Raw genomic sequence first — 16,477 nt, 5'->3', positions numbered from 1 at the left:
AACTCAGGGCTGCTGTGCGAACGACACCACACCAAGGTCCACCACGGATACCGGATCGAACGACAACCCGACGGACGATGGCGCACCTGGCGCCCCGACCGCACCGAAATCCTCCTCCTCCCCCGCCTCAGCGGAGACACCCTCCGCTCACGAACGGGCTGATCGGCCACTACCGGCCGAGCGCCGCCCGGTGGCGTTCGCATCCGCGTGCCTGCACCAGGACGCCGAGGTTGTGGCCGCTCAGGTCCGCGCCGTACCGGCGGGCGGAGGCCGCGAGGCTACCCAGCCCAGCCCAGCCCAGCCCAGCCCAGCCCAGCCCGTCGTCGTCGCCGACCCCGGCGGTCGACGAGTCGCCGAGGAAGCACACGCGGAGATCGGCCGGCGGCATGGGTGGCGAATCAGCGACGCCTACGCTGGACTCCCGTGAGCCTCACCATCGGGATCGTCGGCCTGCCCAACGTCGGCAAGTCGACCCTCTTCAACGCCCTGACCAAGAACGACGTGCTGGCGGCGAACTACCCATTCGCGACGATCGAGCCGAACGTCGGTGTGGTGGGCGTGCCCGACCCGCGGCTGGACAAGCTCGCCGAGATCTTCGGCAGCCAGAAGATCATCCCGGCGACGGTGTCGTTCGTCGACATCGCGGGCATCGTGCGCGGCGCCAGCGAGGGGCAGGGGCTGGGCAACAAGTTCCTCGCCAACATCCGCGAGAGCGACGCCATCTGCCAGGTGATCCGGGCCTTCACCGACCCCGACGTCGTGCACGTCGACGGCAAGGTGAGCCCGGCCGACGACATCGAGACGATCAACACCGAGCTCCTCCTGGCCGATCTGCAGACGCTGGAGAAGGCGATCCCGCGACTGGAGAAGGAGATGCGCAAGGACAAGGAGCGCGCCGCGCTGCACGCGGCCGCCGTCCAGGCGCAGGAGGTGCTCAACGAGGGGAAGACCCTCTTCGCCGCCGGCATCGACCCCGCGCCGCTGCGTGAGCTCGGGCTCATGACGACCAAGCCGTTCCTCTACGTCTTCAACGTCGACGCCGACGAGCTGGCCAACACCGAGGCGCTCGACGAGCTGCGGGCACTGGTCGCCCCGGCGGAGGCGATCTTCCTCGACGCGCAGACCGAGTCGGAGCTGATCGAGCTGCCGGCCGACGAAGCCGCCGAGCTGCTCGAGTCCATCGGTCAGAGCGAGCCGGGCCTGGACCAGCTGGCCACGGTGGGCTTCCGCACCCTCGGGCTGCAGACCTACCTGACCGCCGGCCCCAAGGAGGCACGCGCCTGGACCATCCCGGTCGGCGCCACGGCCCCGCAGGCCGCCGGTGTCATCCACACCGACTTCCAGCGCGGCTTCATCAAGGCCGAGATCGTCTCCTTCGACCAGCTGGTCGAGGCCGGCTCCATGGCCGAGGCGAAGGCCAAGGGCTGGGTGCGCATGGAGGGCAAGGAGTACGTCATGGCCGACGGTGACGTCGTGGAGTTCCGCTTCAACGTGTGACCTGCCTGCCCCCGGACGGCGCGGGCGGGAAGTCACTGCCCGGCACCCGCCCCTCCGTGGGGTCGGGTGGGACAGTGGCCTGCAGGGGCTGCACTCTGCTGCCGTCGATGTGTCCGAGGAACCGGACGCATCCGGTGGCTCCGCCGGATGACCGGCTGGAACTCATGACCGAGGAGACCTGATGGACTACCTGCGACAGCTGCAGGCGGAACGGCCGCTGCTCTTCGGGTTCGCGCTCCTGGTGGCGTTCCTGGTCGGCTTCCGGCTGGCGCTCTTCGTGGTCGAGCTCGTCATCGGACCTTTCGGGCTCCCGGCCTGGGCGCCCATCGTGATCCTGGTGGGCGGCCTCGTCCTCATCGCCCGTCGGCAGCAGCGGTAGCGGAGGACCGGGTCGCCCGGCCCACGCGTCCGATCGGCGGCGGTGTTTTCCGGGGGGTCAGACCTTCCCCCGAAGAATCCGGCGCCAGTAGACCTGCGGAAGGCCGTAGCGGTCGAAGAGCCACGGCCAGCGGCGGGGCTTGAAGGGGTCGAGGAAGGGCACCGACGGGCTCGCGGCACCGTCGCGGTCGACCTCGTTGAGCATCAGCTTCCGGTGGCTGACCGTGATGGGCATGACGGTGTAGCCGTCGTAGCGCTTCAGCTGCTCGCCGTGCTGGGCCGCCGGGATGTTCCTCGCCAGAACGTCGACCTGTTTCCGCAGCGCACCACCCGACGGCCGGGTGGCGAGGTCGGCTGCGTCGCCGATCGCCCAGATCGACTCGTGCCGGCGGGACCGCAGCGTCTCCGGGTCGACGTCGACCAGGCCGGAGGTCTCGCCGGCGGACAGTCCGGCGTCGGCGATCCAGCCCGGTGCCCGGTAGTGCGGGACGGCGTGCGCGAAGACGATGTCCTCGAGGATCCGGGGGCCGGTGGGCGAGGTGACCTGCAGGGCGTGGGTGTCCCAGTCCACCCGCTCGATCCGCGCCTCCCGCAGCACCTCGACGCCGTAGTCCGCGAACGTCTCCTCGAGGTAGCGGTCGGCCTCCGGGATGCCCGTCGCCGTCGCCGCCGGCAGCACGAGCCGGACGTCGACGGAGGGGAGCACGCCGGCGCGCCGCCAGGAGTCGCAGGCCATGAGCAGCGGCTTGAGCGCGGTCGGCGCGCAGGACGCCGGCTCCGGCGGCACGGTGAAGACCACCGAGCCACCGCGCACCGATGACAGCCTCGGCCAGACCTGCGGCGTGCTGCCCGGCACGTAGGTGGAGGCGACCCATCCGTCGGCGTACGCCTGCAGCAGCCCGGGCGTCGCCTCCCAGTCCTCGACCAGTCCGGGGCAGAGGACCAGCGTGTCGCAGCGCAGCGACCGCCTGCCGCGCGTGCGCACCGTCATGGCCGCGGGGTCGACGGCCTCGACGCTGTCCCGGATCCAGGTGCATCCGTCGGGGACGACGTCGGCCATCGGCCGCTCCAGGTCCGCCATGGTCGCCTCGCCCGCGCCGACGTAGTTCAGCAGCGGCTTGTACCGGTGCACCGGCTGCGGAGCGACGACGGCGACGTCGGAGGCGCCGTCCCGGAGCAACCGCGCGGCCAGGGAGATGCCGGCGTTTCCGCCGCCCACGATCAGCACGTCGGAACGTTCCACGTCAGCTCCCTGGAGAGGGCCACGGACTCCGTCGACGCCGCAGCTCGGCCACCGTCTCGAGCCTGCCCAACTCCACCGGGTTCCGCACGGCGTACACCCAGGAGCGGCCGCCCGGGCGGCAGGGGTCCGGGACCACCCGCGGAGGGGGCGCTGCGGGTCAGGTGGTGACGAGGCCGCGCACGCTGCTGGTGAGGGTGAGCGCCAGCCGGCGGGTCACACGCAGACCCTGGTCGGCCAGGGCGTAGGTGGTCTCGATGACCTCCTCCGGCCGCACCAGCACGGCCGGCACCAGGCTCCGGACGATCGTCGCCACACCCCCTATCAGGCCGGCGACCGCGTCCTCGCTGCTGTCCGTCGCGGCGGCCAGCTGCCGGCGGGCCTGGTCCTGCTCCTGTGCCCGCAGCTCGACCAGCAGGTCGCGGCGGACGGCGAGCACGAGCTGGCGGGCCCGCTCGTCGTGCGACCCGTTGCGTGCCTCCTGCAGGACCTGGGCGGCCAGCAGCTCGCGCGCCCGGTCCTCGGCCTCCTCGTGCGTGCGGACGACCTCCTCGAGCTCCGGCGTCGCGGGCCCGGTGCCGGGCGCGTCGTCGTCGGACTGCTTGCGGTTCTTCGGCCCGGTGGCGGGCGCGGCCGGCGACGCGGGTGCGGGCGTGGTCATGGCTTCCTCCTGGATCGGTCCCGTTCGGACACCACGAGGCTCCGGGCGGAAGGTGACCTCCGGGAGAGCAGCGCACGCACGGCAGGGAAGCGGCCCGCCAACAATCGCACCGCGACCGCCGGGGATCAGCCGGCGAGGCGGGCGCACTCCTCGCAGCGGGCGATCTCGGGCTGCGACGGCCAGTCCTGCGCCGCCGTCGCCCGCACCAGCTGGCCGCACAGCGACGCCTCCAGCCCGTCGACCACGGGCTTGGCGACGGCGTGCACGACGTCCTCGGCGCTACCGGGCCGGGCGTCGTCCGCCCGGACGTCACGGCCCATCCAGCCGACCCGGATGCCGATCACGAAGAGGCTCGCCGTCATGGCGCCAGAGTGGGCACCGAAGGTGTCGGCCGGGTGACGCGCCCCCGAACACCTGACGGCGACGCGGCGGCTCACTCCTCGCGGACGGGGCGGTAGACCAGGTGCAGGACGCCGGTGGGGAAGGCCTCGGAGTGCACCAGCTCCAGCGGCGTGCGGCCCAGCTCGTCGGTCCACCGCCGCTCGCCGGAGACCACGATCGGGTCCACCAGCAACACCAGCTCGTCGAGCAGACCGGCCTCGAGCAGCGAGCGCACCGTCGTCAGGCTGCCGGACATGCCGATGGTGCCCTCGGTGCGCTCCTTCAGCGCGCGCACGCCGGCCACGTCGCCCAGCACGGTGGTGCCGGCCCAGTCCGAGCTCTCCAGCGTCGTCGACAGCACGTACTTGGGAATGGGGTTGATGAACTCGGCGAAGTCGTCGTTCTCGTTCCCCGGCCAGTACTGGGACCACTGGTCGTGCAGGGCCCGGCCCATGAGGTAGGCCTCGCACCGGCCGGTGTGGCGGTCCACGGCCTCGGCCATGGCATCGTCGAAGTACGGGAAGTGCCACTGGTCGGGTCGCTCGGCGGAGCCGTCGACGGTGGTGAACAGGCTGGCGGCGATCTGGCCCACGGGGAACTCCTTCGTACGGCGGGCGGATGTCCGGGGGTAGACCGCACGCAGATCCGGAACTCATCGCCCACGCGCTCGCCGGTCCGGCTTGCTCCGGGCAGTGTTGGTGCGGGCGGCCGGAGGCGGCCGCCGTGTCCGAGGAGGTCCGTGTGTCCCGTCCGCCGTTTCCGCCGTTCACCCTCGAGACCGCCCGGCAGAAGGTGCAGGCGGCCGAGGACGGGTGGAACACCCGCGACCCCGAGCGCGTCGCGCAGGCCTACACCGAGGACACCGTCTGGCGGAACCGGGACCAGTTCATCCGGGGCCGGGACGAGGTGGTCGCCTTCCTGACCCGCAAGTGGGAGCGCGAGCTCGACTACGCCCTGCGCAAGGAACTGTGGGCGTTCACCGAGGACCGGATCGCCGTCCGGTTCCAGTACGAGTGGCACGACGCCGAGGGCCGCTCCTGGCGCTCCTACGGCAACGAGAACTGGGAGTTCGCGGCCGACGGCCTCATGCGCCGGCGCGAGGCCAGCATCAACGACGTCCCCATCGCCCTCGAGGAGCGCTGGATCCTCGGCCCGCGGGAGGACGGCGACACGACGCCGCTCCCCGTGCGCTGAGGCGCGTCAGGGCTTCGTCGTCACCTGCTGGGCGGGGAGACCCTGACCGCGGGACCAGGGGGCGATCCCGGGATCACCGGATGCTCGCAGGGCCGCGCGGGCGGCACGCTCGTGGCACGACGAAGCCGTGGCCGGGGGGCGCCGGCGTGCTCGTCCACCTGCTCCTGTGGTGCTCGTGCCGTCGGGCCCGGCGCGCGGCGCTGAGCCCCCTGTGGGACGGGCATCGTTCCGTGACCGGCCCGGATCGGTCAGGATGAGCCGTCCCCGCCCCAGACCTGCAACGGAGCACCCGTCGTGACCGTCCCTTCCGGGCACCAGCCGGCCCCCATGGTGGTGCCGCAGTTCTTCGTCAGGCAGCGGGTGACCGTCATGGTCAACCGCTACGAGATCCTGGCGGCCAACCCCGACGGCAGCGAGGGTGGGCTCATCGCCCTCGCCGAGCAGAAGCGGATGAAGCTGCGGGAGGAGGTCGTGTTCTTCGCCGATGGGTCCCGGAACCGGCGGGTGTTCTCCTTCAGGGCCCGGCAGCGGCTCGACGTCGGCGCCGAGCACGACGTCTTCGACGAGTACGGGCAGCCGCTCGGCTACTTCCGGAAGGCGTTCGGCGCCAGCCTGCTGCGCTCCACCTGGAACCTCTCCGCGCCCGGCGTCGAGGCGGTGGGCCAGGAGCGCAACCAGTTCATCGCGGTGCTGCGCCGGGTGTGGAACTTCATCCCGTTCCTGAACAACATCCCGGTGCCGTTCCTCTTCCACTTCGACTTCACCGACAGCCGGACCGGTGCGCTGGTGATGAGCAGCGAGAAGCGGATCGGGCTGCGGGACCACTACACCGTGACCGTCCCCGACCCGCGCCTGGACTTCCGGGTCGCGGCGGCGATGGCCGTGGCCCTGGACGCGCTGCAGAGCCGCTGACGGGCCCGGAAGCGGGGGAAGCCCTCGGGGCCGGACGGCGTTGCGCTGGGCAACCGACGTGAAAGGCCCGCACATGAGCATCAAGCTGTCCGTCCTCGACCTGGCCCCGATCCCGCGCGGGGAGACTCCCAGCAGCGCCATCGCCGCCAGCGTCGCCCTCGCCCAGCGCGCGGAGGAGCACGGCTACGAGCGGGTCTGGTACGCCGAGCACCACAACATGCCGACGATCGCGTCGTCGGCCACCAGCGTGCTCATCGCGCACGTGGGCGCGCAGACCCGCACGGTCCGGCTCGGGGCGGGCGGCGTCATGCTGCCCAACCACTCGCCGCTCACCATCGCCGAGCAGTTCGGCACCCTCGACGCGATGTACCCCGGGCGCATCGACCTCGGTCTCGGGCGCGCTCCCGGGAGCGACCAGAACACGATGTACGCCCTGCGCCGCGACCCGCGCTCGGCCGACACGTTCCCGCAGGACGTCCTGGAGCTGCAGGCCTACCTGGCCGGCGAGACCCGCGTGCCCGGCGTCGACGCCATCCCCGGCAAGGGGTCCCGCGTGCCGCTCTACGTCCTCGGTTCCTCGATGTTCGGCGCCACGCTGGCCGCGGCCCTGGGCCTGCCCTACGCGTTCGCCTCGCACTTCGCACCGGCGATGCTCGAGCCCGCGGTCGCCGCCTACCGGCAGGAGTTCAAGCCCTCGGAGCAGCTCGCGGAGCCCTATGTCATCGCCGGGGTGAACGTGGTCGCGGCCGACAGCACCGCCGCCGCCCAGGAGCAGCTGCAGGCGGTGCGCCGCCACCTCGCCATCGGCCTCTTCGGCCGCGGGCAGGCCCTCACCGACGACCAGGCCGACCAGCTGCTCGCCCAGGGTGCCGGGCACCACGTGAGCACGATGCTCACGCACACCGCCGTGGGCACGCCGGCCGAGGTCCGCGAGCACCTGGACGCCTTCACGAAGGTCGCCGACGCCGACGAGCTGATCGTCGCCCACCAGTCGGGCACCCTCGACGGCCGGCTCCGATCTGTCGAGCTCCTGGCCCAGGCGATGGGGTCGGTCACCGCATGACCGGCCGGTGTTTCGCCCCCGGGGGAAACGCGGGTAGGCCGCGACCGTGACGTACTCGATCGTGGCCCGTGACCCCGAAACCGGGGAGATGGGCGTCGCCACCCAGTCGCAGGCCTTCGCGGTCGGCAACAGCGTCCCCTTCGCCCTGCCCGGGCACGGGGTCATCGCCACCCAGTCCATGGCCGAGCCCATGTACGGAGCGGTCGGGCTGGACCTCCTCCGCGGCGGGTTCACCGCCCAGGAGGTGCTGACCGCGCTCAGCAGCGTCGACCCCCAGCCCGAGCGCCGGCAGGTCGCCGTGCTCGGCCTGGCCGGCGACTTCGCCGTCTACACCGGCACCAGCTGCGTCGACGCCGCCGGGCACCTGCTGGGCGACACCTGCGTGGCGCTGGCCAACATGGCCAGCTCCCCGGCGGTGTGGGAGGCGATGGTCGAGCGGTTCGAGGTCTCTGCCGGTCCGCTCGCCCAGCGGCTGCTGAGTGCGCTGCTGGCGGGGGAGGAGGCCGGTGGCGACTTCCGGGGACGCCGGTCGGCGGCGATCATGGTCGTCCGCGCCACCACGACCGGTCGCCCGTGGCACGACATGGTGGTCGACCTGCGGGTCGACGACTCCCCGGATCCGTTGGGTGCCCTGGCCGACCTCACCGTCACCCGGGCCCGCTACCAGGACGTCGTCCGCGCGTTCCAGCAGGCGATCGACGGCGACCCGGTCACCGCCGACCGCGAGCTGGAGCTGCTCCGGCCCATGGACCCGGTCTCCGAGCCCGACCAGCTCATGTGGCGGGCGGTCGTGGCGGCCCTGGCCGGCCGCGAGGACGACGCCCGCGCGATGCTCGTCGACCTCGCCGCGTCCGCGCCCCAGTTCATCGAGGCGGCCAGCCGCTTCGGCAAGGCCGGGCTGATGCCCGCCGACGTCGTGGAGCGGATCATGCCGCCGGTGCCCGCCACCTGACCCTGCGGTCGGCGGGCCGCGGATCGCGCTCGCTGTGCACGAAAGCCCCCCCTCCGGCGTCCGGAGAGGGGCTTTCGTGCACATCCGCACCACGTGGGTGCGGCGAGGTCAGCTCTTCGGCCGTGCGCCGGCGCGCAACGCGCCGAGCAGGTCGTGGTTGAGCCGGGAGATCGTCTCCATCGAGATGCCCTTGGGGCAGGAGGCGGAGCACTCGCCGATGTTCGTGCAGCCGCCGAAGCCCTCGCGGTCCTGCTGCGCCACCATGTTGACCACGCGGTCGTTGCGCTCGGGCTGGCCCTGGGGGAGCAGCCCCAGGTGCGTCACCTTCGCCGCGGTGAACAGCATCGAGGAGGCGTTCGGGCAGGCTGCCACACAGGCGCCGCAGCCGATGCAGGTCGCGGCGTCGAACGCCGCGTCCGAGTCGGCCTTGGGTACCGGGGTCGCGTGCGCCTCCGGTGCGGTCCCGGTCGGCACGCTGATGTAGCCGCCGGACTGGATGATCCGGTCGAGCGCCCGCCGGTCGACCGCGAGGTCCTTGATGATCGGGAACGCGGTGGCCCGCCACGGCTCGATGTCGATCGTGTCGCCGTCGGCGAAGGACCGCATGTGCAGCTGGCAGGTGGTGGTCTGCTGCGGGCCGTGCGCCTGGCCGTTGATCATGACGCCGCACATGCCGCAGATGCCCTCGCGGCAGTCGTGGTCGAAGGCGACCGGGTCGTCGCCCTGCATGATCAGCTGCTCGTTGAGCACGTCGAGCATCTCGAGGAACGACATGTCGGGGGAGATGTCGGTGATCTTGTAGGTCACCATCTTGCCCTTGACCGTCGGCCCCTGCTGGCGCCAGATGCGCAGGGTCAGGTTCATCCCGCGCTTCTCGGCCCCGGGGTTGCCGACGCTGGACCGCATGGGGGCGTCATGCCGTGTGGCTGTCACTTGTAGCTCCGCTGGGCGAGGTGGACGTACTCGTACTCGAGGTCTTCCCGGTGCAGCACCGGGGGCTGGCCCTCCGGCGTCCACTCCCAGGCGGCGACGTAGGCGAAGTTCTCGTCGTCGCGCAGCGCCTCGCCCTCGGGGGTCTGGCTCTCCGCGCGGAAGTGGCCACCGCAGCTCTCGCGGCGGTGCAGGGCGTCGATGCACATCAGCTCGGCGAGCTCGATGAAGTCGGCGACCCGGCCGGCGTGCTCCAGCGTCTGGTTGAACGAGTGCCAGTCGCCGGTCACCTTCAGGTTGGTCCAGAACTCCTGGCGGATCTCCTGGATCCGGTCGATGGCCTTGCGCAGGCCCTCGTCCGTGCGCTCCATGCCGCAGAGGTCCCACATCAGCTGGCCGACCTCGCGGTGGAAGGACGCCGGGGTGCGGCTGCCGTTGATGCTGAGCAGCTTCTGCACCTGCTCCTGCACACCCGTGAGCGCCTCGACCGCGGCCGGGTGGCTCTCGTCGACCTTCTCGAACGGGCCGTCGGCGAGGTAGCTGCTGATCGTCGACGGGAGCACGAAGTAGCCGTCGGCCAGGCCCTGCATGAGCGCGCTGGCGCCGAGCCGGTTGGCGCCGTGGTCGGAGAAGTTCGCCTCACCGATCACGAACATGCCGGGGATCGTCGACTGCAGGTCGTAGTCGACCCACAGGCCGCCCATCGTGTAGTGCACGGCCGGGTAGATCCGCATCGGGACCGCATAGGGGTCCTCGCCGGTGATCTGGGCGTACATGTCGAAGAGGTTCCCGTACTTGGCCTCGACCGCCGGGCGACCCAGCCGCTCGATCGCCTCGGCGAAGTCCAGGTAGACGCCCAGGCCCCCGGGGCCGACGCCGCGGCCCTCGTCGCAGACGTTCTTGGCCTGGCGCGAGGCGATGTCGCGCGGCACCAGGTTGCCGAACGAGGGGTAGAGGCGCTCGAGGTAGTAGTCGCGGTCGGACTCGGGGATCTCGCGGGGGTCGCGGTCGTCGCCGCGCTCCTTGGGCACCCACACGCGGCCGTCGTTGCGCAGCGACTCCGACATCAGGGTCAGCTTCGACTGGTAGTCGCCCTTGACCGGGATGCAGGTCGGGTGGATCTGCGTGTAGCAGGGGTTGGCGAAGTACGCGCCCCGCTTGTGCGCCCGCCAGATCGCCGTGGTGTTGGAGCCCTTGGCGTTCGTGGAGAGGTAGAAGACGTTGCCGTAGCCACCGCTGGCGATGACGACCGCGTCGGCGAAGTGGGTGCTGATCTCGCCGGTGACGAGGTCGCGCGCGACGATGCCGCGGGCGCGGCCGTCGACGACGATCAGGTCGAGCATCTCGGTGCGCGCGTTCTGCTCGACGGTGCCGGCCGCGATCTGCCGCTCCATCGCCTGGTAGGCGCCGTAGAGCAGCTGCTGGCCCGTCTGGCCGCGGGCGTAGAAGGTGCGCGAGACCTGCGTGCCACCGAAGGAGCGGTTGTCGAGCAGTCCGCCGTACTCGCGGGCGAAGGGCACGCCCTGGGCCACGCACTGGTCGATGATGTTGACGCTGACCTCGGCGAGGCGGTGCACGTTGTTCTCGCGCGAGCGGAAGTCACCGCCCTTGACCGTGTCGTAGAACAGCCGGTGCACGCTGTCGCCGTCGTTGCGGTAGTTCTTGGCGGCGTTGATCCCGCCCTGCGCGGCGACGCTGTGCGCGCGGCGCGGGCTGTCCTGGTACCAGAACGACTTCACCTTGTAGCCGGCCTCGCCGAGCGTGGCGGCGGCGGAGCCGCCGGCCAGGCCGGTGCCGACGACGATGATCGTCAGCTTGCGGCGGTTGGCGGGGTTCACCAGGCGGCCGCGGAACTTGCGCTCGCTCCAGCGCTCGCCGATCGGGACGTCGGTCGGGGCCTTGGTGTCGGCGATCGGCTCGCCGACGTTGAACAGCTCGAGAGGCATCTGGGGGAGCTCCTTAGTCGATGAGCCCGAAGAGGACGGAGAAGGGCACCAGCAGGAAGCCGATGGTGATGAGGGTCGCGAACGCCACGGCGAAGAGGCTGACCGTCTTCTCGCGGCGGCGGTTGCTCTGGCCCAGGGTCTGCGTGGCGCTCCAGATGCCGTGCCGCAGGTGCATGCCCAGCAAGATCACCGAGATGGCGTAGAAGATCGTGACGAAGGGGTTCTGGAAGCTGGCGACCAGCCGGTCGTACGGCGTGCTGTCGAAGCCCTCGGCGTTCACCGCGCCCAGGGTGAGGTCGAGGATGTGGTAGATGATGAAGGCCCCGATGATCACGCCGCCCCAGCGCATCGTCCGCGAGGCGTAACTCTGGGCGGTGGCCTTCTTCGTGACGTAGCCCTGGGGGCGGGCGTGCTTGGCCTGGCGCCACAGCGAGACGGCGGCCCAGAAGTGCGCCACCACGGCGACCAGCAGCACGATCCGGATGATCCAGAGGGTCGTCTGCCCCGGCAGCGCCGGGTTGCCGACCGTCCGGATCCAGCCCGAGTACGAGTTGAACGCCTCGGCGCCGGAGAAGGCCTTCAAGTTCCCGATCACGTGCGCGATCAGGTACAGCACCATGATGATGCCGCTGACGGCCATCACGGCCTTCTTGAAGACCGAGCTCGTCTTCGCCACCTTGGGGGTCCTGCGCTGCGCGTGCGTCACCGTCACCACAAGGCCCCACGCTAGGACTACACGGGGCTTGCCACCAAGCCAACACGAGGTGACACACCTCATGTAAGGGCACCCTCACCAGAGGTGAGGAGCGGTGCGCCGGGTATCGGTGCACGTCGCGGGCGGGAACGCTGGTGGCCGGCCCGCCCGTGCGGGATCGTGTGCCGGTGCCCACCCCCACCCGTGGATTCCTCGGCCGCCGTCGCGAGCGCGACCCGCGGCTGCCCCCCGGCCAGTACGACGTCGGCGGTGACTGGCCGGTGCTGACCGCCGAGCCCACCCCGCGCATCGCCCCGGAGACCTGGAGCATCACCGTCGACGGGCGGGTGGAGCAGCCCACGACCTGGTCGTGGGACGAGGCGCACCGGCTGCCGCCCGCTGAGTACCGCGGCGACATCCACTGCGTCACGACGTGGTCGAAGTTCGACACCCGGTTCTCCGGCGTCAGCGTCGACACCTTGCTCGAGGCGGCCCGGCCGACCGCGGAGGCGCACTTCGTCATGGCGACGTCGAGGACCGGCTACACGACCAACCTGCCGCTGGCCGACGTCACCGGCGGCAAGGCGTGGCTGGTCTGGGACTTCGACGGCCGCCCGCTGACCCCGGAGCACGGCGGACCCGTGCGGCTGCTGGTTCCGCACCTGTACTTCTGGAAGAGCGCCAAGTGGGTCAGCAAGCTGACCCTGCTCACCCGGGACCAGCCCGGCTTCTGGGAGCAGAACGGCTACCACGACCGCGGGGATCCGTGGCGCCAGCAGCGGTACCAGGGTGACTGAGCCGCTGGGTGCCGGCGTCGTCGGAGCGCCCAGCGGTGGGTGGCGGAGCGCCGTCGTCGCGGGCGTCCGCCGTCCGGTGCCCCACTCGGTCCAGCTGCGGCTCGACGTCGAGGACCGGGTGGACCACCTGCCCGGTCAGCACTACGTGGTGCGGCTGACCGCGCCCGACGGGTACACCGCGCAGCGCTCGTACTCGGTCGCGTCGGCCCCCGGGGATCCGCTGCTGGAGCTGTTCGTGGAGCGGCTGGACGACGGCGAGGTCTCCACGCACCTGGCCGACGTCGTCGAGCCCGGTGACGTGCTCGAGGTCCGCGGTCCGATCGGCGGCTGGTTCGTCTGGGACGGCGAGCGTCCGGCGCTGCTGCTCGCCGGCGGCAGCGGGGTCGTGCCGTTCGTCTCGATGCTGCGCACCGCGCGGGCACTGCGGCGCACCGACCTGCTGCGGATCGCCGTCTCGGTGCGGACCCTGGAGCAGCTGCCGTACGCAGACGAGCTGCTGCAGGCCGGGGCGCTGGTCGTGACGACGAGGGAGGCGCGCGGCATGCGGCCGGCCGGCCGGCTCACCGGGGCCGACCTGGTGCCCCTGTGGGAGCCGGGCCAGACGGTGTACGTCTGCGGCTCGGACGGGTTCGCGGAGTCGGCCACCGGGCTGCTGGTGGAGCTGGGCGCGCCGCCGTCGGTCATCCGGGTGGAGCGTTTCGGCCCCAGCGGCGGACCGGCCTGATCGGGCGGTTCGCCGCGCCGGGTCAGTCCGGCCGGGTGTCCGCCGCCTCGGCGAGGTTCGGCCAGACCTCGTCCGCCGCGGCGTAGCGCCGCGCTGCCTCGGCCGGCGCGGCGAAGGTGAGCACGTCGGCCGACTGCGGCCGCGGACCGGGCGGGGGCGCGGGGCGACGACCTGCGGCGCGGTCCGTGCGCCGGACCCATGACGCGCGTCGCGGTCGCCCCGGTCGGCCGCGATCTCGCCGCCCCGGGTGTGTGGCCGGCGTGCCCTCGGGTAGGGCGCCGGAACGGACGTACCGCCCGTTCCCCGGTCCCGGTGTCCGACGATCGGAGGAGCACCGTGGAGGACCAGGAGCAGGACCAGAAGCGTGCCGAGCTGGGGGACACGGACGTCCCCGCCGAGGACGAGATCGCCGAGGCGTTCGAGAAGATCGTCAGCGAGGGCGCCCAGCGGCTGCACCGCCGGTGGCGGGAGGTGTTGGCGACCGGCCTGGCCGGCGGGCTCGAGGTGGCCGTCGGTGTGCTGGCGCTGCTGGCGGTCCTCGCCGCGACCGGCAGCGAGCTGCTCGCCGGCCTCGCGTTCAGCATCGGCTTCATCGCGCTCATGCTCGGCCGCAGCGAGCTGTTCACCGAAGGTTTCCTGGTCCCGGTGACCGCAGTGTTCGCCGGTCGTGCCGGGACCGCGCAGCTGGCGAAGCTCTGGGCCGGGACGCTGGTCGCGAACCTGGTCGGCGGCTGGCTGGTCATGTGGCTGGTCGTGCTGGGGTTCCCCGACCTGACGGACGTCGCCGTCGAGTCCGCACGGCACTTCGTCGAAGCTCCGCTGGACCTCCAGTCGGTCTCCCTGGCCTTCCTCGGCGGCAGCGTCATCACGCTGATGACGCGCATGCAGCACGGCGCGCACTCGGAGGGCGGTAAGATCGTCGCCTCCGTCATCGGCGGCTTCCTCCTCGCCGGCCTGATGCTGTTCCACTCGATTCTCGACTCGCTGCTGATCTTCGGCGCCCTGCACGCCGGCGCCCCGTTCGGCTACGGGGACTGGCTGGCCTGGTTCTGGTACACCGTGCTGCTCAACATGGCTGGAGGACTGTTCGTGATCACGCTCATCCGCCTGGTGCGGAGCAAGGAGCTGCTCGAGCGGGAGCGCGCGGCGGTCGCCGCAGGTCGGTAGGGGCGTGCCTCCACCCGCGGCCTGGCCGGCGTCACCGTCCTGGCGGCGGGTTCCTGACGCGCCGCGACGTCTACCCCCGCGCCGCCCGGCGGATCGTCGAGACGTACCGCGCGGTGCCCAGGCGCTGGAGCGCCAGGCTCAGCGGGCCGGCGATCCGGGCGGCCGGTGAGGCCAGCCGGAAGAACACCCGGATCCGGTAGACGACGTCGCCCTCCGGCGTCAGCCGCACGGTGAACCGCTCCTCGCCGCTCTCCGGATGACCGGGCAGGGTGCCGTAGGCGAAGCCGCGCTCGTCGACCTCGGTGCCGGCCCAGACGACCCGGCAGGGGAGGTCGTAGCCGAACCGGGGCAGCCCGGCGGTGAGGACGACGACGGTGCCCGGCGCGCCGGCGGGGCCGTCGGCGCGCACCCGGAAGCCGGCACCGCGCTGGGCGCGCCAGTCGAGGACGGCGGCGGCGGCCCGCTCGAACGCCGCCGGCCCGGTACCCACGACCGCGGAGTGCTCGGCGGAGTGGTAACCGGCCGGCAGCACGGGGCTCCCGGTCGCGCCCACCTCGGCGTAGGTCAGCGGCGCACCGCGGAAGTCGGCCGGATCGGTCGCGCGCAGGAGGCCCACGCGACCAGTGTGGCCCGCCCCGCGCAGGTAGGTTGACCGCACTGTGCTGCCCGCCGTCACCGCCACCCGCTACGTCACCCCGCTGCGCGAGGGTGGTTCGCTGCCTGGGCTCATGGAGGCCGACGACCTCGGCACGTACGTGGTGAAGTGGCGCGCGGCCGGGCAGGGCGTCAAGGTGCTCGTCGCCGAGGTCGTCTGCGCCGAGCTGGCCCGGGCGCTCGGGCTGCCGGTGCCCGCGCTGGTCACCGTCGACGTCGCCGCCGAGCTGGCGGTGGGCGAGCCCGACCACGAGGTCCAGGAGCTGCTGCAGCGTTCGGCCGGGCGCAACCTGGGGCTGGACTACCTCCCCGGCGCCCTCGACTTCGAGGCCGGTGCCGACGGCGTCGATCCGGAGCTGGCCGGCCGGGTGCTGTGGTTCGACGCGCTGATCGGCAACGTCGATCGGTCGTGGCGCAACCCGAACATGCTGTTCTGGCACGGTCGGCTGCAGCTGATCGACCACGGTGCCGCGCTGACGTTCCACCACCACTGGCCCGGCGCCGAGGCCGCCGTCACCCAGCCCTACGACGCCTCGTCGCACGCCCTGGTCGAGTGCGCGCCCGACGTACCGGCGGCCGACGCGGCGCTGGCCCACCGGATCACCCGGCCGCTGCTCGAGGCGGTGCTGGACCAGGTGCCCGACGAGTGGCTGGCCGACGACGGCGACCAGCCGGTGCACGCCGTCCGCGCCCGGTACGCGGGGCAGCTGCTGGCCCGGCTGGCCGCCCGCGACGCGTGGCTGCCCGGGCTGCTGTCGGCTGCGGCGGCCGGAGGAGCGGGCCGCCGGCGTGCTCCCGTCGGGGCCAACCGGCCCGGGTGGCTGGGTCCGCCGCCGCCCGAGGGGATGAGCCAGCGATGAGCGCGCCGACGGCGAGGGACACCTTCGAGTACGCGGTGCTGCGGGTCGTGCCGCGCGTGGAGCGGGGCGAGTTCCTGAACGCCGGCGTGCTCGTCTACTGCCGGCAGCGCGACTACCTGGGCTCCCGGCTGCACCTCGACGTCGACCGGTTGCGGGCCCTGGACCCGACCGCCGACCCGGTGGCGATCGGCCGGGCTCTGCAGGCGGCCGCCGACGTCTGCTCGGCGGACCCGGGCGCTGGCGCCGCCGGACGGGAGGCGCTCGGCTCCCGGTTCCGGTGGCTCACCGCGCCGCGCAGCACCGTCATCCAGCCGGGGCCGGTGCACACCGGGCTCACGACGGACCCCGACGCCGAGGCCGACCGCCTCCTGTCGCTGCTGGTGCTGCCCGTCGCCGGTTGACCGCCACCGGTCACCTGCGATCCACC

Annotated in this window: 20 protein-coding genes and 1 pseudogene; 12 read left to right on the top strand and 9 right to left on the bottom strand. The window is 72.3% G+C overall.

All coding sequences use genetic code 11. The features are described from left to right. Positions 1-162, top strand: a pseudogene (locus ACI791_RS03765) (endonuclease); the annotation flags it as partial. A 7-nt stretch (positions 163-169) separates the two neighbouring features. On the opposite strand, the gene ACI791_RS03760 reads toward ACI791_RS03765, so the two are convergent. Further along, positions 170-388 carry a hypothetical protein gene (locus ACI791_RS03760; RefSeq protein ID WP_456584801.1) on the bottom strand — a complete coding sequence of 73 codons (219 nt, stop codon included), beginning with the start codon at positions 386-388 and terminating at the stop codon, positions 170-172. Positions 389-423: 35 nt separating this feature from the next. Between ACI791_RS03760 and ychF the strand changes: the two genes are divergently transcribed. Continuing rightward, positions 424-1,497 carry a redox-regulated ATPase YchF gene (ychF, locus tag ACI791_RS03755; RefSeq protein WP_456584800.1) on the top strand — a complete coding sequence of 358 codons (1,074 nt, stop codon included), beginning with the start codon at positions 424-426 and terminating at the stop codon, positions 1,495-1,497. Between the two features lie 181 nt (positions 1,498-1,678). After that, positions 1,679-1,876, top strand: coding sequence for a hypothetical protein (locus tag ACI791_RS03750; protein WP_456584799.1), 198 nt, complete (start codon positions 1,679-1,681; stop codon positions 1,874-1,876). A 57-nt stretch (positions 1,877-1,933) separates the two neighbouring features. Here ACI791_RS03750 and ACI791_RS03745 read toward each other — a convergent pair whose 3' ends face one another. The 4 genes from ACI791_RS03745 to ACI791_RS03730 form a co-directional block, all read right to left on the bottom strand. Beyond that, the gene (locus ACI791_RS03745) at positions 1,934-3,118 is read right to left on the bottom strand and encodes an NAD(P)/FAD-dependent oxidoreductase (protein WP_456584798.1); all 1,185 of its coding nucleotides are present in this window, start codon (positions 3,116-3,118) and stop codon (positions 1,934-1,936) included. 157 nt (positions 3,119-3,275) lie between these two features. Then, on the bottom strand, positions 3,276-3,776 hold the full coding sequence (locus tag ACI791_RS03740) for a hypothetical protein (protein ID WP_456584797.1): 501 nt from the start codon (positions 3,774-3,776) through the stop codon (positions 3,276-3,278). A gap of 125 nt (positions 3,777-3,901) precedes the next feature. Then, a complete protein-coding gene (locus tag ACI791_RS03735) occupies positions 3,902-4,138 on the bottom strand; it encodes a hypothetical protein (RefSeq protein WP_456584796.1) in 237 nt (78 codons plus the stop codon). A gap of 71 nt (positions 4,139-4,209) precedes the next feature. Beyond that, positions 4,210-4,749 (bottom strand): dihydrofolate reductase family protein, encoded by a 540-nt coding sequence (locus ACI791_RS03730; RefSeq protein ID WP_456584795.1) that lies wholly within the window; start codon positions 4,747-4,749, stop codon positions 4,210-4,212. A gap of 149 nt (positions 4,750-4,898) precedes the next feature. Here ACI791_RS03730 and ACI791_RS03725 point away from each other — a divergent pair, with 149 nt between their 5' ends. The 4 genes from ACI791_RS03725 to ACI791_RS03710 all read left to right on the top strand — a co-directional run bounded on the left by ACI791_RS03725 (position 4,899) and on the right by ACI791_RS03710 (position 8,278). Continuing rightward, on the top strand, positions 4,899-5,351 hold the full coding sequence (locus ACI791_RS03725) for a nuclear transport factor 2 family protein (RefSeq protein WP_456584794.1): 453 nt from the start codon (positions 4,899-4,901) through the stop codon (positions 5,349-5,351). Positions 5,352-5,645: 294 nt separating this feature from the next. Further along, the gene (locus ACI791_RS03720) at positions 5,646-6,263 is read left to right on the top strand and encodes a hypothetical protein (protein ID WP_456584793.1); all 618 of its coding nucleotides are present in this window, start codon (positions 5,646-5,648) and stop codon (positions 6,261-6,263) included. 73 nt (positions 6,264-6,336) lie between these two features. Then, positions 6,337-7,326, top strand: a complete 990-nt coding sequence (locus ACI791_RS03715) for an LLM class flavin-dependent oxidoreductase (RefSeq protein ID WP_456584792.1) — start codon at positions 6,337-6,339, stop codon at positions 7,324-7,326. A 46-nt stretch (positions 7,327-7,372) separates the two neighbouring features. Continuing rightward, on the top strand, positions 7,373-8,278 hold the full coding sequence (locus ACI791_RS03710) for a DUF1028 domain-containing protein (protein WP_456584791.1): 906 nt from the start codon (positions 7,373-7,375) through the stop codon (positions 8,276-8,278). A gap of 108 nt (positions 8,279-8,386) precedes the next feature. Here the strand turns inward: ACI791_RS03710 and ACI791_RS03705 are convergent, their stop codons facing one another. The 3 genes from ACI791_RS03705 to ACI791_RS03695 are packed head-to-tail and all read right to left on the bottom strand — an operon-like array spanning position 8,387 to position 11,830. Beyond that, on the bottom strand, positions 8,387-9,184 hold the full coding sequence (locus ACI791_RS03705) for a succinate dehydrogenase/fumarate reductase iron-sulfur subunit (RefSeq protein WP_456584790.1): 798 nt from the start codon (positions 9,182-9,184) through the stop codon (positions 8,387-8,389). A gap of 23 nt (positions 9,185-9,207) precedes the next feature. Next, entirely contained in the window at positions 9,208-11,154 is a 1,947-nt protein-coding gene (locus tag ACI791_RS03700; RefSeq protein WP_456584789.1) for a fumarate reductase/succinate dehydrogenase flavoprotein subunit, read from the bottom strand. A 13-nt stretch (positions 11,155-11,167) separates the two neighbouring features. Then, positions 11,168-11,830 (bottom strand): succinate dehydrogenase cytochrome b subunit, encoded by a 663-nt coding sequence (locus ACI791_RS03695; protein WP_456584788.1) that lies wholly within the window; start codon positions 11,828-11,830, stop codon positions 11,168-11,170. 206 nt (positions 11,831-12,036) lie between these two features. Between ACI791_RS03695 and ACI791_RS03690 the strand changes: the two genes are divergently transcribed. The 3 genes from ACI791_RS03690 (at position 12,037) to ACI791_RS03680 (ending at position 14,536) form a co-directional block, all read left to right on the top strand. Then, positions 12,037-12,645: a sulfite oxidase-like oxidoreductase gene (locus ACI791_RS03690; RefSeq protein ID WP_456584787.1), complete on the top strand. Its 609-nt coding sequence runs from the start codon at positions 12,037-12,039 to the stop codon at positions 12,643-12,645. Beyond that, the gene (locus ACI791_RS03685; protein WP_456584786.1) at positions 12,638-13,369 is read left to right on the top strand and encodes an FAD-binding oxidoreductase; all 732 of its coding nucleotides are present in this window, start codon (positions 12,638-12,640) and stop codon (positions 13,367-13,369) included. Before ACI791_RS03690 ends, ACI791_RS03685 begins: the two co-directional genes overlap by 8 nt. 336 nt (positions 13,370-13,705) lie before the next feature. Further along, positions 13,706-14,536, top strand: a complete 831-nt coding sequence (locus tag ACI791_RS03680) for a formate/nitrite transporter family protein (RefSeq protein WP_456584785.1) — start codon at positions 13,706-13,708, stop codon at positions 14,534-14,536. 70 nt (positions 14,537-14,606) lie between these two features. On the opposite strand, the gene ACI791_RS03675 is transcribed toward ACI791_RS03680, so the two are convergent. Further along, entirely contained in the window at positions 14,607-15,152 is a 546-nt protein-coding gene (locus ACI791_RS03675) for a DUF1990 family protein (RefSeq protein WP_456584784.1), read from the bottom strand. 43 nt (positions 15,153-15,195) lie between these two features. On the opposite strand from ACI791_RS03675, the gene ACI791_RS03670 reads away from it, so the two are divergent. Together ACI791_RS03670 and ACI791_RS03665 are read left to right on the top strand one after the other, a co-directional pair. Next, positions 15,196-16,050 carry a HipA family kinase gene (locus ACI791_RS03670; protein ID WP_456584783.1) on the top strand — a complete coding sequence of 285 codons (855 nt, stop codon included), beginning with the start codon at positions 15,196-15,198 and terminating at the stop codon, positions 16,048-16,050. Then, complete coding sequence (locus ACI791_RS03665) at positions 16,047-16,451, top strand: DUF3037 domain-containing protein (protein ID WP_456584782.1); 405 nt, start codon at positions 16,047-16,049, stop codon at positions 16,449-16,451. The genes ACI791_RS03670 and ACI791_RS03665 overlap by 4 nt, the downstream gene beginning before the upstream one ends. Positions 16,452-16,477 lie beyond the last annotated feature (26 nt).

It is taken from the genome of Blastococcus sp. SYSU DS0973, from assembly GCF_054051055.1.
Note: the sequence above shows the minus strand (reverse complement) of the source record. Positions and strands in the feature narration are given on the sequence as shown.